Here is a 21,974-nt window from a genome sequence, read left to right on the forward strand (position 1 = left end):
TAATTGGCCCGGGAATATCCCGTTCTATTTAGTATACACGCATTAGGGTGTGCAAGAAATCTTTACCAGAGCCCTTGAAGAAACGGCATAAATTCATCCTTCAATGGAGATAACAATGAAGAATATGGTGATGATCAGGTAGTAAAGGAGGCATATGGGGATGTATGATCAACGGAGAGTCCAGAAACTGCTAGTAGTATTAGGATCAATCATTGTCCTGCTATTTCCAACCTCTTCAGCAGAGGTTGCTTCAGCCCCAGCTCAGAGTCAGAAATCCTCACAGGATCAAATTAAAAGCACGCAAACCACTGACGAAGACAAGGCGATATCTGCGGGAACTTCTACTACAAATAATTCAACGAGCAGCAACAATAAGAACACTAAGGGCTTGTCTCTGAGTCAGCTATTACACAAATATCCCGAGACCTTTAAGACCAGCGGTCCTCGGAATAAAGTCATCGCCTTAACTTTTGATGATGTGCCTGACCCAAGGTTTACACCCCAATTGCTAGATGTTCTTAAGAAATATCATGTCAAAGCAACCTTCTTCGTGGTGGGAAGCCGAGCTGAGAAACATCCCGCTCTAGTGAAGAGAATGATTAGAGAAGGACATGCTATTGGAAATCACTCTTATGATCATCCTCAGTTTGTAAAGCTAAAGATGCATGATTTCAGATCACAGATCATTGAGACCGAGAACATTATTCAAACCTTAGCCGGATATAAACCACGCTTGATTCGTCCACCCTATGGAGATATCTCTGAGCAACAGTTGAGATGGGCAAAAAATCATGGTTATAAGCTTGTAAATTGGAATGTGGATTCGTTGGACTGGAAGGGACTTTCCAAAACTCAAGTTAGAAATAACATCTTAGCTAATGCTGGAAAAGGAGCAATTATCCTTCAGCATGGTGGAGGTGGGCCGGGTAGTGATCTTCGCGGAACGATTCAGGCTTTACCTGAGGTAATCACGATTATGCGTAAACGTGGCTATTCTTTTGTTACCGTTCCTCAATTGCTGCAGGTCTCTAAAAATAAATAAACAAGAAACGGAGGCAGCCGCTAAGGACTCCCTCCGTTTCTTGTTTAACCTTTTTAACCCATTTCATATCTTTATAATAAATCTCTATATTTTTATCTAGCTATTTAACAATGTATAATTGTACATATTGATAACCAAAATCGGCTACAAAGCTTTGGCTGCCTGGGATAAAGATATCGATCCGGTTACCTTTAATGGCACTTCCGGTATCGGTTGCAGTAGCCAGAAAAGCTTCTTTAGGCAATCCTGCGTGTGAATGTCCGGTAACCAATACTTTTGTTCCGAGAGGAATTACACTTGGATCAACTGCGATGGTTCCTAGCTTGAGTGGGTTCCCGAAATAATCAACGGCACCCCAGCCTCCATTCTCACTAGCCGCTGAGGAATAAGCAGAAGCCTTAACTTGTATCGATTTCTCGTAGTTAAAGGACTTGCCCCATGCTTCAACTGTTTTTGATTCTGGAGTAACATTCAGGCTTGGTGTAAGCACTGGAGTTTCTGTCGTAGCCACAGACTCTGCTTGCATTTTACTTGGGATCGTTATTTTAAGTCCATCGTAAATATTAAGAGCAGCAACGTTTGGATTAGCTTTCATTAAATCATTAACACCGACATTGTATTGCTGAGATAGAGTATAGAAAGTATTGCCTTCCTTTGCAATATGAACGCTGTCTGCAAAAGCAGGAGCGGTGTGCAGCAATGCACTAATTCCCATAACTGCAGCAAGGGTTTTAATGGTTCTGAACTTGTTCTTCATAAATGCCTCCTCTTTAGATGGGCGTAAGCGGTATGACTTCCGTATACGCTCGTGTACATTTCCTGTACTTATGTACATCTTGTGTGATGTCCTGATGTATTGTTGTCATTTGTAAAACTGACAGGACTTAATATATCACAATTTTGTAACCTATGCGTATGTAATTGTTACCATTCTGAAATAACATGTTTAATTATTGTCTTTTGTCCATTAAGAAGTTAACGTAATTTTGATTATGTTAACTAAATAGCGACAATCACATCCTATTATATAAGATAATTAAATAATATTCTTTGAGATTTTACATAGATTTAACATTTCGTGCCTCATCCAATAGTAAAATGATAGAATATGATAAATAGATTTGAGATATAGACATCGAAGCATATTTGGAGGTCCCATGAATACAGAAGAGATTAAAAACAATCAGAGCAGTCCAGCCACTGCTTACCTCAATAGGGATTTGAGCTGGATCGAATTTAACCGCCGCGTACTCAAGGAGGCGCAGGACCCTGATAACCCTTTAATGGAACGTGCCAGATTTCTGGCGATCGTCTCGAGCAATCTGGATGAATTCATAAGCGTTCGTGTGGCGGGAATTCAGGATCAGATCCGGGCGGGCTATACTAAAAAAGATTTCACAGGCTACACCCCTTCCGGGCTGTATAAACGCCTCATCAAACGCGTAACCAAAATCATTGCCGATCAATACCGGACGTTCCGTGATATTTCGCGGAGTTTGCATAAAGAAGGCATCGTATTTGTGGATTATGAGGATCTTACCCATGCCCAAGAGCAGTCCATAGAACAGTATTACCGGGATATCATCTATCCTGTACTAACGCCAATGGCTGTTGATCAGAGCCGGCCGTTTCCACTCGTGCACAGCCAGTTTATCTACCTAGCTGTTGTTCTTACTCGTAAGAATGGTCTTGAAGAGGAGCCTTATTTTGCTATCCTGCAAATTCCTTCGAATCTGCCAAGATGTATCCCTCTTCCCCACCGCTCTAATAGTAAGAAAAGACAATTTGTATTTATTGAAGATGTGATCCGCCATCACATTCAAACCTTATTCAGCGGTTACGAACCTGTTGCGGTTAGTGAGTTTCGTTTGACTCGTAACTCAGATCTTACAATCGATGAGGAAGGTGCAGAGGATCTACTGGAAGAGATCGAAAAAGAGCTGCGCAAGCGTCGTCGCGGGGTGCCAGCCCGTTTGGAAGTACAAAAAGGTATCCATCCCTATGCTCTTGAGCAGCTGCAAGCGGAATTTGAGCTGGAGGACTTCGTATTTGAAATTGAAGGTCCGCTTGATCTAGGCTTTCTTCGTAATTTTGCCGGAAGCTTAAAAGGTTTTGGTTACATGAACTATCCACCTATTGAGCCGGTTTATCCTGCTGAATTTCAAGAAAATGAGGATTTCTTCGAGGTGCTGCGTGAACGGGATGTATTAGTCTACCACCCTTACGAGTCTTTTGATGCAATGACAGACTTTATCATTCAAGCTTCAGAGGATGAGCAAGTGATGGCGATTAAAATGACCTTATACCGTGTCAGTGGAAATTCTCCACTTATTACTGCACTAGCCAATGCTGCGGAGTCTGGTAAGCAAGTTACAGTGGTTGTAGAGTTAAAAGCTCGATTTGATGAGGAACGGAACATCGCTTGGGCACGCCAGCTTGAAAAATCAGGCTGTCATGTCGTTTATGGTCTGATCGGACTCAAAACGCATGCCAAAGTGACCTTGATTGTCCGCCAGGAAGGCCCTGAACTGCGCCGTTACGTGCATGTAGGCACAGGAAACTATAATGACAGTACAGCCAAGGCCTACACGGATCTCAGTCTATTCACCGCCCAAAGCGATATCGGACTGGACGCTTCTGAGCTGTTTAATCAAATGACTGGATATTCGGCTAATTTTGACTGGCATTCCTTCATTGTTGCACCGACGAATATGAGCTTATCCTTGCAAAAGCTAATGATGCGTGAAGCTGAACATGCACGGGCAGGCAGACCCGCTCGCATAATCGCCAAGATGAACTCGCTCTCTAATCAGCAAGTAATAGACGATTTATATAGCGCAGCCCAAGCCGGTGTCTCCATTGACTTAATCGTGCGAGGGGTTTGCTGCCTACGTCCGGGAATAGAGGGCTTAAGCGAAAACATTACCGTACGCAGTATTGTAGACCGTTTTCTGGAGCACTCCCGGATCTATTATTTCGAAAATGGCGGCAAACCTGAGGTGTATTTATCCAGTGCCGACTGGATGACTAGAAACCTAACCCGCCGGATTGAGCTGATGTGTCCTGTCAGAGACAGCGGCATCCGTAAACAGATCGTCAAGATTCTAGAGTTGTCTCTAAAAGATAATGTTAAAGCCAGCTTCTTGCAGGCTAATGGATATTACGAACAACCAGACGACAAAAAGGCCCCTTTCCGGAGCCAGTTTGCTGCAATGGATGTTACACGTTGGAAGGGAAGCCGAGTTTTACCTTCACCGCCCAAGCATTCTTAAATGCTTTTATCGCGTTCTCAATGTCCTCTAGGCCAATTAGCAGTGACGATGCGCCCTCTAAGTCCAGATGAAGCGTATTGCCGTGCAGATTGGCCTTCAGGCCGCTTACAATTCCAATCTCCGTGCTGTCCAACGCAATGCTAAGCTGGACAAGCGACCCGAGCTTATGAATCCACTCTTCGTCGGATGGCAGCAAAATGTCCTTATGTTGTTGGGACAATTTCTGCTTCCGGCTTTTTGTGCTGTATGAGGCAATCATGGCGCAAAGAATAAGCTGACGGTGGGTAAGTCCACGAATTGGTGAATTCATCAACCAATACAAAGTATGTCTTTTGGATTGGTAATAGTTAATATTCGTTCCCGTACGATGCAGCATGATGGACACGTAAATTAACATCTCGTGCTCTGCTCTATTCGATTCATCTTTAAATGCGTCAAACAGGCTGAGTGCTAGCTTGTTGATATGATCTAAATACCGTTTAGAAGTATGAATATCAAAGCGAATGATCGTGTTTAAGCTATATTCCAATGCACTATCACGCACTGGCTGCTCCGGCTCCAGCAGATCATGCAGCAAGCCTTCTCTGAGCCCTTCCCCGCTGATTACCGCCTCACTCGCCCCAATATACTGATACACCGTATGGAAAATAATCAACCCGGATACAATGATATCCGCCCGACTCTTAGATAATCCATCTAAATCCTTACGTTTTTCGTAAGGCATTGAAGGTAAGGTGTTCATAAAGTGCTCGATCGTCTCACTGGTCATCGTATAGCCATGGGAGTTAGGCAATGAGTATGCTCGTGTCTTCTGATCCAGCTTCCCTAAGGAACGAACCGTCCCTCCTAAACCGAATAAAGGAAGCCCAGCTTTGGCATTTAGCCAATCATGCTCAACCAGTCTGCCGAGAACAAAAGTCTGCAGCTTGTGAATCTGCTCATCGCTCCAATTCCCACCTTGGCCAAACATTAGGTTGGTATTTACTGCCCCGAACGGGAAAGAAATGCTGTGTTGATAACGCCGCTCACAAAAAAGAGTGATTTCAGTACTCCCGCCACCAATATCAATGACATAACCATCCTCTACATTAAAGGCATTAATAACACCCAAGAAGCCATAATATGCCTCCTGGTGGCCACTGATCACCTCAATCGGAATGGAAGAGGATTGTGACAAAAAGCTTATTATTTCACTTGAGTTAGCCGCATTACGAATGGCTGCCGTTGCACCCGCCCGAATGGTTTCCACTGCAAAAGCGTTGCAGATTTCCTTAAACTGCCGCAAGACCGGAACAATCGTTTCCATGTCCTTTTGTTCCAGTCTATTCTCCTTCGTAATCTTCTCACTAAGGCGAGCGGAGTACTTACACTCCTTGATGATCTTATAGCCTCCTTCGCGCGTTGTATCATAAATTACAAGACGAATGGAGTTCGAACCAATATCAATAATACCTATCCGGCGTAGATCATCTCTCATTATGTATGTACTCCTTTTCCTGTTGATTGACTGACCATCTATTATACATGGTTTACATAAATAAATGAACTCAGCCCCCAGCGATATATTCCCACATTACCCTCAGGACCCTATAACAAAACGGCCACCGGATACTTGTCCAGGGCCGTTTTGACGAATTCTTTATAATACTTTACTTAAAAAATCCTTAGTCCGAGCATGTGTAGGATTACCAAATACTTGTTCAGGAGTACCCTGTTCAACGATGAACCCGCCATCCATAAACAGAATGCGGTCACCCACTTCACGGGCAAAGCCCATCTCATGTGTAACAATAACCATTGTCATTCCGTCTTCGGCAAGCTTTTTCATAACCTCAAGTACCTCTCCTACCATTTCCGGATCAAGCGCTGAGGTAGGCTCATCAAAAAGCATCACATGGGGCTGCATGGCTAATGCACGAGCAATCGCGATCCGCTGCTTTTGTCCACCGGACAATTGAGCTGGATAAACATCCTTTTTATCTTCAAGCCCTACAGTCTTGAGGAGCTCCATTGCGAATTTATCGGCCACAGCCTGCTGCTGTTTTCTTACTTTAATCGGTGCGAGCGTAATGTTTTGCAGAACGGTTTTGTGCGGAAAAAGGTTGAACTGCTGAAAAACCATCCCCATCTTCTCACGCGTTGCATTGATATCATGCTTCTTTGAGGTGATCGATTCCCCTTCAAAAGTGATCTCTCCACCTGTAGGCTGCTCCAATAAATTCAAGCAGCGCAGAAAGGTACTTTTTCCCGAACCACTGGGCCCGATTACAACGACAACTTCACCCTTTTTAATCTCCAAATCGATTCCCTTGAGAATCTCCAGCTTTCCGTAATGCTTCTGCAGGTTCTTAACGGCGATCATCGGTATTCAGCCTCCTTTCGAGTCTACCTAGGATCTTGGAAAGCGTAAATGTTAGAACAAAATACATAAATGCAGCAATCACGAGTGGTGTCATGCCATCATACGAAATAGTTGTAACTGTACGAGCTTGAAACATCAAATCCGTTACTCCGATAAATGAAATAATCGATGATTCCTTGATAATGGTAATGAACTCATTACCGATTGCCGGAAGTACACTTTTAAGTGCCTGAGGAAGTACAATATGACGCATGGTCATCCCTTGTTTCATTCCAAGTGAACGTGCGGCCTCCGTTTGTCCACGATCGACACCCTGAATCCCGGCACGAAAAATCTCTGCCAGATAAGCAGAACTGTTAATGGAGAGTGTAATCGCCCCGGACTGAATCGGAGTAAACTCAATCCCAAACGTCGCCAGCCCGTAATGGATGAGAAACAATTGCACAAGCATTGGAGTGCCCCGCAAAAATTCAACCCAAGCTGTGGCTAAGAAACGTAACACTCTCCATTTTGACATGCGTAGTAGAGAGATGATAATCCCAAGAATGAAGCCAAATAATACACCAAGAACAGCAAGTAGCAAGGTATATTGTAGTCCAGTCAAGAAAAGATCACGATAATCATAAGCCATTCTAAATAAAGTAATATCCAATATCTTATCCTCCTATCTCCAAAAAAATAGAAAATAGCAAAGTTCCGCTATTTTCTGTAATACACATACAATTTACTTCAGCAGACCTAAAACAATATACATTCCTTACTTCGTGCTTTCAGCAAGCTCGCTGGCAGCCGCTACATATTCATCAATCTTACCTTCTGATTCTAGACGTTTAAGTGTAGCATTTACTTTATCCAGAAGCTCTGTATTGCCTTTTTTAATCCCAATTGCGTATCCATCATCTTCTACTTCAGGCTTAGCATCGGTAATTACAAGACCCGCTAAATTCTTAACAAAAGATTTGGCTACAGGTCCTTCAATAATTGCTGTATCGATACGGTTAGATTGCAATTGCAGAACGATCTCGGAGATTTTACCAAGAGAAGTGATCTTTGCGCCTTCAATCTCTTTGGCGATTTCTTCTTGAATAGAGCCTGTCTGTACACCAATTTTGGTACCCTTCACCGCGTCCATAGTAGCGTATTTATCTTTATCTGCTTCGCGTACTACAATAGCTTGTTCTGCTTTGTAATAAATATCTGAAAGTTCAACCGCTTTTTTGCGTTCTTCAGTCGGGCTAAGGCCGGAAATTACCATATCTACGCGTCCACTGGACAATTCGTTAAGCAGTGAATCAAAAGGCAGATCCTTAACTTCAAGCTCAGCGCCCATGTCGGCAGCAATTTCCTTAGCGATGTCGATATCAAAACCTACGATGGTATCTTTTCCGTCCACTACTTTATGGAATTCGTACGGAGGAAAATCTGCACTTGTTCCCATAATCAGCTTTTTAGTAACTGCACCGGAATTTGCATTACCACTAGCAGCGGTATCATTATCATTTTTATTTTGACCGCAGCCTGAAAGCAGACCTACCGCTAATACCATTCCTAAACTAAGTTTACCCCATTTGTTCATTTCTATATCTCCCCTATTCATATGAAAAAATCTAAGTTGACCCAATGACTGACTTATTATAAATCAGAACGCATGAATATGCAAAGGCATAATTGTGACAATAACTTCCTTTTAATGGATTTCTATGAGGTGAATTCTATAATACGCAGCTAAAAAATCACTTTTATTCACGTTGAAGCTAAATTTATACATTTTTACTATCCCCTATACTAGCTAAATCATTCGACTGTTTATTCCTAATTTCATAAAAAAAGGACTGCTCCCAGAGTATTTACCATACTCCCAGGTGCAATCCCTTATTAACCCATTACAGAATTCGTTAAACTTTATCTGGTTATATCATCGTAGATATCCATGTACTGCTGAGCGGATACATTCCAGCTATAATCTCCCGCGAAAGCATTTTTTGTGATCTTTTTCCAATGTTCAGGCTGCTTGTAAAAAGAAAGCGCCCGGCGCAGCGTAAACATCATATCGTGTGCATTATAATTGCTGAACGTAAAGCCATTGCCTTCACCGGTTTCTTCATTATAAGCATGCACAGTATCATTTAGGCCACCTGTCTCACGGACAACGGGTATGCTACCATACCGTAAAGCGAGCAGCTGGCTGATGCCACAGGGCTCAAACTTAGACGGCATAAGGAAGATATCGCTGGCAGCATATATTTTTCGTGAGAGTGCATCATTAAATAATATCTGTGAAGACAGCTTGGTCGGATACCGCCATGCCGCTTCCTTGAACCAACGCTCGTAGGATTCATCACCTGTTCCAAGCAGCACAAATTGAATATCCTCGTGATATAGCAGCTCATCCAGCACTCGGGTAAGCAGATCTAAACCTTTGGAGTCCACGAGACGCGTGACCATGGCTACCATTGGGATATTAGCATCCACAGGTAATCCCAGCTCTTCCTGCAAGGCTACTTTGTTCTCCGTCTTCTTGGTCAAATTAGAACGATAACGGGTAACAAGGCTCGAATCTGTCGCTGGATTATAACTTTTAGTATCAATGCCATTCACAATCCCACTTAAAACATCTGACCGTGCGTTCAACAAACCATCCAGGCCGTAACCATAATAAGGTGTGCGAATTTCTTCTGAATAAGTCGGACTGACGGTCGTGACCCGATCACTGAATACAATCCCGCCTTTTAAGAAATTCACATTACCATAGTACTCCACACTACCAAAATAGCTGCTATCCAGACCTAACAGCTCTCCAAGTACCTCATAAGGAAACACTCCCTGATACAACAGGTTATGTATTGTAAATACACTCCGCATTTCACTGTAAAATGGATTGTGGCGATAATGCCCCTGTAGCAACATTGGAATTACGGCCGCGTGCCAATCATGGCAATGCAGTACATCAGGCTGGAAATCAATGGCTGGCAGACACTCCAGCACTGCACGATTATAGAACGCAAACCGTTCACCATCGTCCATATAACCATAAATTCCATCACGGCCAAAATAATACTCGTTGTCGATAAAATAAACGGGGATACCCTCATAGATAATGCGTTCAATTCCACAGTATTGTTTTCGCCATCCAATTGGAACATACACTTCCGTTAAATGCTCCATTTGAGCGGTGAACTTGTCAGGAATCCCACGATATTTAGGCAAAATCACTCGTACATCTACCCCGGCAGCCTTCAGCGCTTTAGGTAATGCTCCAATGACATCGGCCAAACCACCCGTTTTGACAAAAGGATGGGCTTCAGCTGCGGCAAATAAAACCTTCATGATTATTTCCCCCTTAAACTGTACGGATTCTCTATTCGTACTTAGATCTATAACTCTTTTGCCTCTTTATTCTTACCCATTCGTGACGTTTTTTTAAACACCAGAAAGCTAAGGGGCGGAAGAGTCAGCTCTATGCTGTTCACCTGATTGTGCCATTCCAGCTTAACGCTCTTTTGAGGGACATTGTGCAATCCGGAGCCACCATACTCTACATTTTCTGAGCTAAAGAGCTCTTCATAAGTCCCGGCCCGTGGCACGCCTATACGATAATTGTGCCGTTCTACCGGTTGAAAATTGATGACTATAAGCAGCGTATCTCCTGGTTTCTTCCCTCGGCGTATATACGAAATCACACTTTGATCATTGTCATCCGCATCAATCCACTGATAACCCTCTTGAGAATGATCCAGCTCCCACAACGCTTTTTCGGAGCGATACAGTTTATTAAGTGCAGCCGTGTAGGCAAGCATACGACGATGGCTCTCATAATCCAACAGCAGCCAGTCCAGCTGCTCCTGATCCTTCCACTCGATAAACTGACCGAATTCCCCACCCATAAACAGAAGCTTTTTACCGGGATGAGAGATCTGATATCCCAGCAGCTGCCTGAGACCTGCGAACTTTTGTTCATAAGCACCCGGCATTTTGTCTAACAAAGACTTCTTGCCGTGAACAACCTCATCATGCGATAGCGGCAATGCGTAATTTTCGGCATAAGCATAACATATTGGGAACGTAAGTAAATTATGATGATAAGGGCGCCCACCAAAATCATGTTCTATGTAGCCTAGCGTATCATTCATCCAACCCATATTCCATTTGTAATTGAAGCCAAGGCCCCCTTCATGCACTGGTGCAGTAACCCCTGGCCAAGCACTGGACTCCTCCGCCATCATCAATGCTTTTGGGAAATAATGAAAGATAGCCTTGTTCAGATTCTGGATAAATTTGATGGCCTCCAGATTCTCCAATCCACCATTAACATTCCGCCGATATTGATGATCCCGCTTTTCGAAATCTAATCGAAGCATACTCGTAACCGCATCTACACGCATTCCGTCGATATGATAATACTCGAACCAAAACAGCGCATTAGAAATAAGAAATGAAGAAATCTCCGGCTTACTGAAATCAAACGAAAGTGTCCCCCAGCCTGGTTTTTCAGCTAACATTGGATCGGCATATTCATAAAGTGGCGCTCCATCAAACATACGTAATCCGTGTGCGTCTTTGGCAAAGTGAGCGGGAACCCAATCTAAAATCACACCGATACCTGCCTGATGCAGCTGATCGATCAAATACATCAACTCATGGGGTTCGCCATAACGGCTGGTTGCCGCAAAATACCCCGTCCCTTGATAACCCCAGGATAGATCATATGGATGTTCTGCCAGCGGCATAAATTCCACGTGTGTATAGTTCATCTCCACCAAATAAGGAATCAACAGCTCGCTCATTTCCCGGTAGGTGTAGAACTCTCCATCCTCTTTTTGACGCCAGGTACCGAAGTGCATTTCATAAATGTTCATTGGTTGTTGATATGGAGCTTTGCTTTTCCGACGCCATGCTGCATCTCCCCAGCGGTAGCCATCCAGTTCTGCTACTACCGAAGCCGTTGCCGGTCGAACCTCAGCTTTAAAAGCAAAAGGATCCGCTTTAAGGAAACTTGATCCATCTGAGGCAAGAATCCTGTATTTGTAAAAAGTTCCCGGCTGTATTCCCGGAAAAAAACGACTCCAAAATCCTGAATCGGGTATCTTATATAACGAGTCCACGCCCTGTGTTCCGTCCCAATCATTATGATCACCAGCTAGTCCTACATATGTCGCATGAGGAGCCCACACGGTAAAGCGCACACCGGTAACGCCTTCTTCAGCGGCAGTGTGTGCACCCAGCATAGAATAGCTGCGATAATTGGTGCCCTCATGGAACAGATAGATATCAGCAGCTGACGGAAGGGTCTCGATTTTTGCTTTTTCAGCCAATTCTACACCACCTTTTTCAATGTGCTTGTACCTATTACCTTACCCGAATATTACCATTTTGAAAATGTTTTGATGTTAAAAGAAAAGATTTTCTGATAAAGAAATATTAATTGTAATTTTTCTGTTTACAAAGCAATATATTTCACCTATGTCGTTTCAAGCGCTTGTCGTAAGTTTATATTACAAGCATTGACAAAATAATGGGAGGGATAACAAATGAACAACAAAAAAGATTGTATCGCCATGTTATTGGCAGGAGGGGAAGGCCGCAGATTGGCTCCCTTGACTTCCAGTATGGCTAAGCCTGCAGTCCCTTTCGGTGGACAGTATAAAATTATTGATTTCCCGCTAAGTAACTGTGTAAATTCGAACATTGATACAGTAGGTGTTCTAACACAATACGAAGCTGACTCTTTGCATAATCATATCGGTGAAGGTGAGCCTTGGGGCTTAGTTAGTCAAAAGGATAAAGGTGTCACACTGCTTCCTTCAGGTGTTGAGGGCAGAGACAGTTATACAGGGACTGCTGATGCGATTTATAAAAACATTGACTTTATTGATAGCCGCAACCCAGAACATGTGCTCATTCTATCCGGTGACCATATTTACCATATGAATTACCGTAAGATGCTGAATTATCATATTGAAAAAGGAGCAAAAGCAACCATCTCCGTAATGGAGGTTCCTTGGGATGAGGCTAGTCGTTTTGGAGTAATGAACGTAAACGATGATCTGAAAATTTCCGAATTTGCGGAAAAACCTAAAGTACCAAAAAGTAATCTTGCTTCAATGGGTATCTACCTGTTCGAGTGGGCTTATCTGAAGGAACACTTGTTGCGGGATGCAGCTAATCCTAATTCCAGTCATGACTTTGGCAAAGACGTAATTCCTACCATGCTGGATCAGAACGATGATTTATTCGCTTACCGTTTCAAGGGTTACTGGAGAGATGTAGGTACAGTCGGCAGTCTCTGGGAAGCACATATGGACCTTCTGCAAAAAGACAATGGCATGAAGTTAGACAAGACTCATTGGCCTATGTATAGTCGGGTTCGCCGGACTAAGCTTGCAGTTCATAAACCACGTGTACAGAACCCAGCAACGGACTCTCTCGTGAATGAATCCTGCTCCCAAGAAGGTAGTCTACAACGTTCTGTAGTCTTTAATGGGGTAGAAATCGGTAAGATGAGCCAGATCAAACAAAGTGTTATTATGCCTGGAGTTCGCATTGGCCGTGGAGTGCTGATTGAGAATGCCATTATTGGTGAAGGGGCAATCATTAAGGATGGAGCAGTCATCAAGGGAAGCATAAATAATATCGTTGTCGTTGGACCACATGAGACTGTGGCTGCCAAGCCGGCGGTCCGAAACCAACCTTCCCGTCTGTTTCAGGATGTGTATGAGAAGACAGGACGTTTGCGTGAAGTTCTTCCTTCATAACAACCATTATATAGAAAAATACTTTATATAAAAAGGGGCTGTTGTCCTGGTCGATCATGACCAGAGCAACAGCCCCTTCGGTTGTAAAGAATTAGTGATTTTATGAATTACGGCTAGCCGTCCATTCTCTATCTAATATGCTCATTTCCACACAATCTACATATTGCTCACCGAATAAAGCAGACTCACGTTGAACACCCTCCCGCTTAAAGCCAACAGCTTCATAAGCTTTCAGGGCAGCCGTATTGAAATCGAAAGCACCCAGAGACAGACGATGCAGGTCCAGACCTTCAAATCCGATTCGAAGCATTTCTTGCATCATACGTTTGCCAATGCCTTTACCTTGAAACTCAGGATCTACTACTACCCTGCCGATACGTGCAGAACGATTAACCCGGTCAATGACTGAAAAGCTAATATGGCCCACTACCTGCTGCGTAGCTTCTTGAATTGCACAGAAGATAAGGCGATCGGATAAGCCTGGATGATTAGCATCCTTTAAGTATTTAACAAGCTGCTCATCATCTAAGGGATAAGTTAACGAAGGTCCTGCCCACTGCTTCAGATACTCTGGAGAAACACTCCAGCGCTTTAAGTGTTCAAAATCAGATTCCGATATAAACCTTAGGATCAGACGGTCTGACTCAGCACCTTCCTCAAAATGTTCATATAAGTTCACTAAACGACCATTTCCCATATCGTTAGTGCCCATGTAGTGAAAACCCATGCTCTGATAATAACGATTAAGCTTAATGTTATGTGCCACAGTGTCAAACCTAAGACTATTACAGCCTAGATCTTTGGCTAGAACTGCTGCATATTTAAGCATTTGCTGTCCAAGTCCTCGGCCGCGGTGGGAGTCTTTCACAGCCAATCGGTGCAAATAAGCGTAGGACTCATCATTTTTACTGCCCCAGTACTGTGGATCACTGAATTGCAACGTGAACATGCCAACTACAGCCCCATCGTCAAGGGCTAAATAAACATGTCTGTCAGCGAAATATCCTGCAATATCGCTCTCATTAAATTGTCCGGGTGTCCATTGGTTAATCCCGTTACGCTCCATCCATCCTGCCGCTTCTTGCAGTAGCCTCAAGATGTCGCTAACCCGATCTGGCTCTCCACGAACTATACGGATCGAATTCTTCGTTACCCCCATCTCACGTTAGGCCTCCCAATCATCTAATTCAGGAAAGGTAGCTGTCACTTGAGTTACCTCTTCTGTGATAACTTCCGGCTGTGGTTCTGTAAGAGGCAAGATGACGGTAACTTCCGTTCCTTTTCCAAGCTCACTTACCATATCAAGTGTCCCATTATGAAGTTCTACAAGTTGCTGTGAAATCGCTAACCCCAAGCCTGTTCCTCCATTAAGTGCATCCACTTGAAAGAAACGGTCCTTCACTCTGGATATATGTGCTTCACTAATCCCTATCCCGCTGTCTCGAACCATAATCGCTGTTTCTGTAGCAGACAGCCTCTTTGCTGACAGTTCAATACTGGAATCTTCATGTGAGAACTTCACTGCATTGTCTACCAAGTTTAAGAATACCTGTTTTAGCCGATTGGCATCCCCTTTAACAAAGATCGCATCTTCACATTCCAGCAACAGATGAATTCGTTTCTTTTCCGCTTTAGCCCAAACATTCAGTATGGTCTCTTGTAGCAGCACCTTTACATCTACAACCCCAATCGACAGCTTCATTTGGTTCTGCTGCAGCTTAGAAAAGTCGAGAATTTCCTCCACCAGCCCAATCAGACGTTCACTTTCTTTGGAGATGATGCTGACTCCAAGTTTTGTCTCCTCCGGATCATACCCGCCGGAAACCAAGGTTTCGCTCCAGCCCTTGATACTTGTAAGAGGTGTCCGCAGCTCGTGAGAAATGGACGAGATAAAATCATCCTTGATCTGATTACTGCGTACAATCTCCTGAGCCATATAATTCAGCGTTGAAGCCAAATCACCAATCTCAAATTTATAGTCTCCCTTAATCCGTACGTTGAATCTCCCCTTGGCCATCTGGGCTGAAACTGCCGTAATATTATTCAGCGGCTTCACAATCGAATTGGCCAATCCGAAGCTAAACCCAACAACTACAGCCATAACAGCTGCAGCAATAGCAGTAGACAATAAGGTAAGATTAAGCAAATCATTATTGATTTCTTCTAGTGAAGTAATATACCTTAGGACATACTTATCCTGTCCATGAATCTGCAGCATTTTGGAAACCGCCATTACGCTCTCATTCGTGCCTGCCTGACGCCCTACCCAGCGTCCAACGCTGCCGCCAACGGCTTCTGGTACATCACTGGTCGTAATGGTCCGATCCGGCTGAAAGCCAGTGGAACTAGTGATGATATCCCCATTTAGCGATAAGATTTCCAGCTCCGTCTTGCTCAATGAGAACCTCTCCAGTACTTCTTGTAGCAGATAGATGCTATTATCGCTGGGTATCATGTTCTTTTGAAAAAACGACTCTGAAACAGAAATGTGATTTTTAATCTTGCTGTATACACTGTCATAATAATATGTTCTGATGGCCAGCAGGAAGATAACTTCTACGAGGAGAAGCGCCAAAAAAACTACAAGAATGTAGTGCAGAACAATCTGTCTGCGCATCCCCTTCTTAATCATTGTCCTTGGCCTTTCCATCTATATCCGTGCCCCCATACAGTCTGCAAAAATTCCGGCTCCGAAGGATTGTTCTCAATCTTCTGGCGTAAGCGCCGGATATTTACATCTACAATTTTGGGATCACCCATATACTCCTTGCCCCACACATGATCCAACAGAAGATCGCGGCTAAGTGGAGTGTTTTCTTTTTCAAGAAAGAATTGAATCAGAGAGAACTCCGTAGGCGTCAGTTCAATGGCTACATTATCACGTTTGAATTGTTTGGTAATAAGATCCAAGCTGAAAGGCCCCGAATGAAAAGAAACCTTGGCCGACTGTTCACGATGCACATTTACACGGCGCAGCAAAGATTGAATACGCGCAATTAGCTCCGTTGGGCTAAATGGCTTACTAACATGATCATCTGCACCTACGGACAAAGCGTAAACTTTATCCTGCTCCTGAACCTTGGCGGTAAGAAAAATAATTCCCAAGCGTTCATTAGTCTCCCTAATCCGTCTACAAACTTCAAATCCATCAATGCCGGGAACCATAACATCCAATAACGCAATATCAATATCAGGTATAGTGGTTAATTTATGCAATGCTTCATTCCCGTCAGCAGCCTCCAGCACTTCGAAACCATTACGCTTCAAATTAATGACTATGAAACTGCGAATGGACTCTTCATCTTCCAATATCAGAACTTTACTCATCTATTCCCTTCCTTTCAATAGGGGAGGCAATCTTATTGCTTCCTTCTTTAGTTGTACTTTGTTCTAGCTCACCACGGTAGCCGATGACTTTATCTAAATCCCGTCCAAGCAGCTCCCAGCCTTCATTCTTAGCCTTATCCCATTCCGAAGGAGAAAAGAAGGAAACCTCAGCAAAAGTCTCTCCGGTATCAGTCATGATGAACTTAAGGTTTTTATCCAGAACAGATTTCGTATCAATACTTACCTTTCCATGCAGCTCTGGATCAAAATTAATAGTAAAGCGATCCGATGGATCACGATATAGCTGGACTGCAAAGGTTAGGCCATCTTTTCCATCCCATTTATAATAGGAGGTGAAATAAGGAATATCTGCGGGGTCGAAATACTCCCATCCTTTTGGCGCTTCAAGCAATCCAACTTCAATAATGCCATCATGATCGATATCTTCGCTTGCAATCAGACGATCTTTGTAAGTCCTCGTATCACCTGGCAAAACCACACGCAGCTTGTTATGCTCCATAAGAACAATTAAACTGTAGGCGGATTGGAAATCCACCGAAGCGTCCAATACGATTCCTTCTTTATCCTTGGCAATCTTTCCTGCGACAATATTGTAATAATTAAAAAAATACGGATCGATATCCTCAATCTTATCGAGCACCTTAAAGCCATCATTGTACTGATAGATCGAAATGGTTGCAAATTCATTTCTTTTAAAATAAACAACGGTGATGTCTTCAATTCCATCCTTGTTAAGATCATCAAGCATATATTTGGTGTAAGGAAGTGAAAGCACTTCTTCCAATGATCCGCTGGAATAGCTATACACGACGAGGCCTTTTTCTTCCCCGCGTGAATAACCTGTAATGATATTCAGCTTCCCGTCACCTGTCATATCTTTCAGATCGACGGACTCCAGCATAGTTCCATCCCCATCAAAAACAAGCTTTTTGACCCAGGCATCTCCTTGCTTCTCTAAGATCATCCCGTGAATCTCTACAGCTTCGCTTGGCGTTCTATAGAACACCAACGACTCCATAATTCCATCGTTATTGAGATCCTCTGTGAAAATTGAGCTCTCATCATTAACCGGGCGGATCAACTCCGTACCCGCTGGAATATGTGAATTAATAGCAGCCATAAGTGTTGCTTTGTCAGCAGACAGCTGCGGAGCTTTCATCTTCGAAACGGGATCACTGATGAAAGTACAACCCGAAAGTACGGATAACGACAGTGTTGCAGCTGCCAGGCACCTAAGACTTTTTATACTCAACCTCATCACTCTTTTCCTTATCCGTGTCCAAACTTTACAAATTTGCGCGTTCCTGAGACGTTAATCTACGTCCCTTTATATCATGCTTAATTCGTCCATCTTCTAGTACCCATATACGTGAAGCGAAACGTTCAGCCAGTTCAATAGGCAGCACCGTCACTACGGTAAGACCCGTCTCTTTACACAGTCTGCGCAAAGTTTCCAATACACTTTCTGCGGATTTGGGGTCCAGACCCGTAACCGGTTCATCCGCTAGAATTACTTTGGCACCATGAGTTAATGCTCTAGCAATCGCTACACGCTGACGTTCTCCACCGCTTAGCTGGCTAGTCTTCATCTTCGCTTTGTCTAGAAGTCCAAGGGCATCTAATTCATCCATCGCACCCATATAATCATCTGAACGAACCATCCCTGTAACCATACGCCACATTGGCGTCTGTGCGGACTGGCCGATCAGCACGTTTTTCAGCGCTGTGCGGTTAGGATTGAGCTCTGCATTCTGCTCCAGGTAAGCCCACTCCCGTCGAATTTTTCTTTTTCCGGAAAAGGCACTCGCCATAATATCCGTACCGTCCACTCTAAAATTCCCTCTGTCCCACTTCTCTCGCAGCGCTAAACAGCGTAATAAAGTGGTCTTACCGCTCCCACTCGCTCCAAGTATGGCTACGAGCTCACCCGGCTCTAATTGAAATCCTATATCCTGCAGGACCGGATTTTTGTCTTCCCCAACTGCCTTGGCTAAGTGTTCAACTGTGATCATAGTTCAGCCTCTCCCTGTCTTCATCTATAATCTATAGTGTACTCTGAATGTGAGTTCAATTTCCATGCGAGCACTCGTTCTTATCTTACCTCAATTTCTAGGTTGTGGCGAGAATAATAACCCAAGCAAGCCGAACACGATATATAAACCACCCATCAGGGCGAAAATACCGCCGCTTAAGCCCACTTGCAGCAACAAACCACCAATGCCGGGGCCGATAATACTGCCAATACTAAAATGGAAAGAAGCAACCACATTGGCAGCAGGCAGTAGATGTCTTGGTAAAATATCCGCAGCCAGACTTAGACCTAAAGAGAAAAAGGAACCTACTAGTCCTCCTGCGATCATCAGAAGCACCATTGTCAGCGTAAAATGATCACCTGCCAGCGGCAACATCGCAAAGGCGATCCCGCCTCCGATCCCGGCAATAATCAGTACCCGCTTGCGGCCAAACCGGTCGCTCCACAGACCTAATGGAAACTGCAGAAGCAGTCCTCCAATCCCCGCAAAAGGCAATAACGCTGCAATTTGATCTGTGCTGTAACCGATACGCAGACCATATACCGGAAAGCTGCTATTTAAGCTGGCTTCCATAAAGCCATATAAAAGGGCTGGAATTAAAGCGAACCAGGCTAAGCTGTAACAACGACCGAAACGGCGAACCTGGCTTTCACCACTCTCCGCTTTATCTGGCCGGGAATCCGGCAGAATTGTAGTCACAAGGATTAAGACTAACAAAAATAGAAATGCGAGAACAATAAAAGGCACGGCCTGTCCATAACGCAGCAGACTTATCCCAAGTGGTCCTAAGCTAAAACCCAGACCATAGGACATGCCATATAGTGAAAGATTACGTCCGCGATGCTCGGCAGGTGTCATAAGCAGAACCCAAAGCTGGGCCCCGTAATTAATCGCAGCATCGCCCACACCCACAAGCAGACGCAATACAAACCATACCTTGATCCCTGTAAAAAAGGGAAACATGAGCAAGCTTACTAAGACTAAACTAATCCCACCAGCTATCAATTTTTTAAATCCAACCGCTCCAAGAACACGTTCAGCAATCAAGGTCATCCCAAATGATCCTATGTATAGTGCAGCAGCATTCAGTCCGTTCAGTGACGAGGACACTCCTTTTTGCTCCAAAAGAATGGATAGAATGGGCAGCAACAGCCCTTGGCTAAGCCCTGCGGCTATAGTAGCGGTAATAAGAATCATGAAAGTCATTTTGCTATTACTTCGTATAGATACTTTAAGCCGGTCTGACACGGATGATATCCCCCTATAATAAAAACAATGATGTGATCTAACGCCAATTGGCAAACACCGAACATTATAGTGGACAACCCTCTTCAAAACAAGAGATAATATGTAGAAGTTACGGATTTCTGGGGGTGCATGTTACATGGATTACGAATTAAAAATCGACGTATCGCCGGTTTATGAACTGTTGGACAGTTTTATGATATATGTAACCAGAAAATGGATCTCCAATTTAGACCTCGGTCCCCACTGGGTTAGTGATGTGGAAGATCGCATTACTCCTCATAAAGTAACAGCTCTCATGCAAGCTGCCGAGTGGCCATTTACAGATTATGATGTGTTATATGCTTGGGTTTACAGCCGGGGGCCCGCAACATCAGTGCTGCATTTCCTGGATGATCTGGATTCAGCTTCTATAGAAGAGTGTTATCAGCAGATCGCACCGTTAATTCATGATTTCACCATAGATGAAGCTTCCCGGATCAAGAGCAGCTATAGTCCGCTTCTTAGACTCTGGTATGAGCAATATTTTCGTCATGTAGAACACAAGATTTTACCGTTATTAATTGAAGATGCCTCTGAGAAAAAAATGCTGGAAAGCAAAATGGACCCTATTTCTTTAATTGAATATGCATCAGGTGGTGTAGTTTTCGAGGATATACGGGATCTTAAGACTATAGTATTATTGCCTACCGTTCATAATCGACCAATCAACACCTACTGCTTCTACAAAACTATGGTGATTGTACAGTATCCTGTAGATGTGCCATTGGAAGATGAAAATGAGCCACCGATGGTGCTATTGCGCATGACCAAGGCGCTGTCAGATCCAACCAGACTCCGATTGCTTCGGTATGTCGCCCATGAACCCAAATCTCTATGGGAGATGCAGTCCGATCTAAATCAATCCAGAGAAATGCTTATGCATCACCTAATGATCCTACGCGTAGCCGGTTTACTCCGTATCCATCTTCGCGGGGAACAAGACGAGCGCTTCAGTATCCGTCCAGACGGCGCTTCTGAGCTTCAAATGTTTCTAGAATCTTATATTCACCTATAGAACACTATACAGATACAGATCCAAGGAGTGAGAGATATGAAATACACAACTCAACAAGTAATTTTCGATCTAGATGATACGCTGGTTCATTGCAACAAATATTTCGATTTAATTTTAGGGCAATATTTCGAGCTCATGACTGATTGGTTTAATGAATTTGGTCCAAGCACCAGTGAATTACGCAGCAAGCAAATAGAAATTGATGTTGATACCGTCAACACAAGTGGCCTGGCCAGCGACAACTTTCCCAAATCCTTAATCGCCACCTACCGTTATTTCTGCGCCAAATATAACCGTCCGACAGATCGCTTTCAAGAGCAGCAATTACACAAGCTCGGCCTAAGCGTCTATGACCAAGAAATTGAAGCTTACCCTGGCATGGTTGAAACACTCGATACGCTGAAGCAAGAGGGTCACCATTTATTCTTGTATACTGGCGGGGACGACACCATTCAGCAACGTAAAATTGAACAAATGAAGCTGGATGCTTATTTTGACGATCGTATCTATATTCGGAAGCATAAAAATGTTGAGGCGCTTGAAAATATTTTGGCTACCCAAAGCTTTGACCGCAAACGTACCTGGATGATTGGCAACTCGTTACGTACAGATGTACTTCCCGCAGTTACCGCAGGCATCAACAGTATTTACCTGAAGCAGCAAAATGAATGGAGCTATAACCTTATCGAGCTGGAGCAAGAGATGCAGCAAGCCGTGATGACTATTTCGTCCATCCACGAGGTGCCCCCTGTCATTCGCTCAGCCGCTAAATTCAAAAACTAATAACTAGCTACAACGTTACGTAGCATTGTTACAAATGACATATCTACACTACCTTCTGGATGATTATACTATTTTTATAG

General features: G+C 43.7%; 16 protein-coding genes and 1 pseudogene. 5 read left to right on the forward strand and 12 right to left on the reverse strand.

The window, feature by feature from the left end; genetic code table 11:
• Positions 1–160: 160 nt before the first annotated feature.
• Complete coding sequence (locus NST25_RS16600; RefSeq protein WP_076184412.1) at positions 161–1,042, forward strand: polysaccharide deacetylase family protein; 882 nt, start codon at positions 161–163, stop codon at positions 1,040–1,042.
• 100 nt (positions 1,043–1,142) lie between these two features.
• On the opposite strand, the gene NST25_RS16605 is transcribed toward NST25_RS16600, so the two are convergent.
• Positions 1,143–1,799 (reverse strand): 3D domain-containing protein, encoded by a 657-nt coding sequence (locus tag NST25_RS16605; RefSeq protein WP_340391850.1) that lies wholly within the window; start codon positions 1,797–1,799, stop codon positions 1,143–1,145.
• A gap of 400 nt (positions 1,800–2,199) precedes the next feature.
• Here NST25_RS16605 and ppk1 point away from each other — a divergent pair, with 400 nt between their 5' ends.
• The gene (ppk1, locus tag NST25_RS16610; protein ID WP_076130046.1) at positions 2,200–4,314 is read left to right on the forward strand and encodes a polyphosphate kinase 1; all 2,115 of its coding nucleotides are present in this window, start codon (positions 2,200–2,202) and stop codon (positions 4,312–4,314) included.
• Here ppk1 and NST25_RS16615 read toward each other — a convergent pair.
• The 5 genes and pseudogenes from NST25_RS16615 to glgB all read right to left on the reverse strand — a co-directional run bounded on the left by NST25_RS16615 (position 4,262) and on the right by glgB (position 11,988).
• Positions 4,262–5,791, reverse strand: a complete 1,530-nt coding sequence (locus tag NST25_RS16615) for a Ppx/GppA phosphatase family protein (RefSeq protein ID WP_076130045.1) — start codon at positions 5,789–5,791, stop codon at positions 4,262–4,264. The two genes, ppk1 and NST25_RS16615, sit on opposite strands and share 53 nt — an antisense overlap.
• Positions 5,792–5,953: 162 nt before the next feature.
• Entirely contained in the window at positions 5,954–6,676 is a 723-nt protein-coding gene (locus NST25_RS16620; protein WP_076130044.1) for an amino acid ABC transporter ATP-binding protein, read from the reverse strand.
• Positions 6,663–8,126: pseudogene (locus NST25_RS16625) on the reverse strand (ABC transporter permease subunit); the annotation flags it as partial. The gene NST25_RS16620 and the pseudogene NST25_RS16625, both read right to left, overlap by 14 nt.
• A 452-nt stretch (positions 8,127–8,578) precedes the next feature.
• Positions 8,579–10,003 (reverse strand): glycogen synthase GlgA, encoded by a 1,425-nt coding sequence (glgA, locus tag NST25_RS16630; RefSeq protein WP_076130043.1) that lies wholly within the window; start codon positions 10,001–10,003, stop codon positions 8,579–8,581.
• 47 nt (positions 10,004–10,050) lie between these two features.
• Entirely contained in the window at positions 10,051–11,988 is a 1,938-nt protein-coding gene (glgB, locus tag NST25_RS16635) for a 1,4-alpha-glucan branching protein GlgB (protein WP_339187259.1), read from the reverse strand.
• A gap of 216 nt (positions 11,989–12,204) precedes the next feature.
• Between glgB and NST25_RS16640 the strand changes: the two genes are divergently transcribed.
• A complete protein-coding gene (locus NST25_RS16640; RefSeq protein WP_076130041.1) occupies positions 12,205–13,428 on the forward strand; it encodes a glucose-1-phosphate adenylyltransferase in 1,224 nt (407 codons plus the stop codon).
• A gap of 100 nt (positions 13,429–13,528) precedes the next feature.
• On the opposite strand, the gene NST25_RS16645 is transcribed toward NST25_RS16640, so the two are convergent.
• The 6 genes from NST25_RS16645 to NST25_RS16670 form a co-directional block, all read right to left on the reverse strand.
• Positions 13,529–14,587, reverse strand: a complete 1,059-nt coding sequence (locus NST25_RS16645) for a GNAT family N-acetyltransferase (protein WP_339187261.1) — start codon at positions 14,585–14,587, stop codon at positions 13,529–13,531.
• Between the two features lie 6 nt (positions 14,588–14,593).
• Positions 14,594–16,060 carry a HAMP domain-containing sensor histidine kinase gene (locus tag NST25_RS16650; protein WP_175618929.1) on the reverse strand — a complete coding sequence of 489 codons (1,467 nt, stop codon included), beginning with the start codon at positions 16,058–16,060 and terminating at the stop codon, positions 14,594–14,596.
• Positions 16,057–16,755: a response regulator transcription factor gene (locus NST25_RS16655; protein ID WP_036687642.1), complete on the reverse strand. Its 699-nt coding sequence runs from the start codon at positions 16,753–16,755 to the stop codon at positions 16,057–16,059. Before NST25_RS16655 ends, NST25_RS16650 begins: the two co-directional genes overlap by 4 nt.
• Positions 16,748–18,028: a hypothetical protein gene (locus tag NST25_RS16660; protein ID WP_248548717.1), complete on the reverse strand. Its 1,281-nt coding sequence runs from the start codon at positions 18,026–18,028 to the stop codon at positions 16,748–16,750. Before NST25_RS16660 ends, NST25_RS16655 begins: the two co-directional genes overlap by 8 nt.
• A gap of 34 nt (positions 18,029–18,062) precedes the next feature.
• Positions 18,063–18,788 (reverse strand): ATP-binding cassette domain-containing protein, encoded by a 726-nt coding sequence (locus NST25_RS16665; RefSeq protein ID WP_036687647.1) that lies wholly within the window; start codon positions 18,786–18,788, stop codon positions 18,063–18,065.
• Between the two features lie 90 nt (positions 18,789–18,878).
• Positions 18,879–20,033 (reverse strand): MFS transporter, encoded by a 1,155-nt coding sequence (locus NST25_RS16670; protein WP_076130060.1) that lies wholly within the window; start codon positions 20,031–20,033, stop codon positions 18,879–18,881.
• A 160-nt stretch (positions 20,034–20,193) separates the two neighbouring features.
• Here NST25_RS16670 and NST25_RS16675 point away from each other — a divergent pair, with 160 nt between their 5' ends.
• Together NST25_RS16675 and NST25_RS16680 are read left to right on the forward strand one after the other, a co-directional pair.
• Positions 20,194–21,111, forward strand: coding sequence for a helix-turn-helix domain-containing protein (locus NST25_RS16675; protein ID WP_036687649.1), 918 nt, complete (start codon positions 20,194–20,196; stop codon positions 21,109–21,111).
• A 36-nt stretch (positions 21,112–21,147) separates the two neighbouring features.
• Positions 21,148–21,894 (forward strand): HAD hydrolase-like protein, encoded by a 747-nt coding sequence (locus NST25_RS16680; RefSeq protein WP_076098782.1) that lies wholly within the window; start codon positions 21,148–21,150, stop codon positions 21,892–21,894.
• Positions 21,895–21,974: the final 80 nt, after the last annotated feature.

This window comes from Paenibacillus sp. FSL E2-0190, from assembly GCF_037992965.1.
GTDB lineage: Bacteria > Bacillota > Bacilli > Paenibacillales > Paenibacillaceae > Paenibacillus_AQ > Paenibacillus_AQ odorifer.

What these genes read in the sequence shown, in the direction of transcription:
- NST25_RS16620 (WP_076130044.1), bottom strand. Translation starts at nt 6,676, where the DNA reads ATGATCGCCGTTAAGAACCTGCAGAAGCATTACGGAAAGCTGGAGATT.
- ppk1 (WP_076130046.1), top strand. Translation starts at nt 2,200, where the DNA reads ATGAATACAGAAGAGATTAAAAACAATCAGAGCAGTCCAGCCACTGCT.
- NST25_RS16640 (WP_076130041.1), top strand. Translation starts at nt 12,205, where the DNA reads ATGAACAACAAAAAAGATTGTATCGCCATGTTATTGGCAGGAGGGGAA.
- glgA (WP_076130043.1), bottom strand. Translation starts at nt 10,003, where the DNA reads ATGAAGGTTTTATTTGCCGCAGCTGAAGCCCATCCTTTTGTCAAAACG.
- NST25_RS16605 (WP_340391850.1), bottom strand. Translation starts at nt 1,799, where the DNA reads ATGAAGAACAAGTTCAGAACCATTAAAACCCTTGCTGCAGTTATGGGA.
- NST25_RS16615 (WP_076130045.1), bottom strand. Translation starts at nt 5,791, where the DNA reads ATGAGAGATGATCTACGCCGGATAGGTATTATTGATATTGGTTCGAAC.
- NST25_RS16650 (WP_175618929.1), bottom strand. Translation starts at nt 16,060, where the DNA reads ATGATTAAGAAGGGGATGCGCAGACAGATTGTTCTGCACTACATTCTT.
- NST25_RS16665 (WP_036687647.1), bottom strand. Translation starts at nt 18,788, where the DNA reads ATGATCACAGTTGAACACTTAGCCAAGGCAGTTGGGGAAGACAAAAAT.
- NST25_RS16675 (WP_036687649.1), top strand. Translation starts at nt 20,194, where the DNA reads ATGGATTACGAATTAAAAATCGACGTATCGCCGGTTTATGAACTGTTG.
- NST25_RS16680 (WP_076098782.1), top strand. Translation starts at nt 21,148, where the DNA reads ATGAAATACACAACTCAACAAGTAATTTTCGATCTAGATGATACGCTG.
- NST25_RS16645 (WP_339187261.1), bottom strand. Translation starts at nt 14,587, where the DNA reads ATGGGGGTAACGAAGAATTCGATCCGTATAGTTCGTGGAGAGCCAGAT.
- NST25_RS16655 (WP_036687642.1), bottom strand. Translation starts at nt 16,755, where the DNA reads ATGAGTAAAGTTCTGATATTGGAAGATGAAGAGTCCATTCGCAGTTTC.
- NST25_RS16600 (WP_076184412.1), top strand. Translation starts at nt 161, where the DNA reads ATGTATGATCAACGGAGAGTCCAGAAACTGCTAGTAGTATTAGGATCA.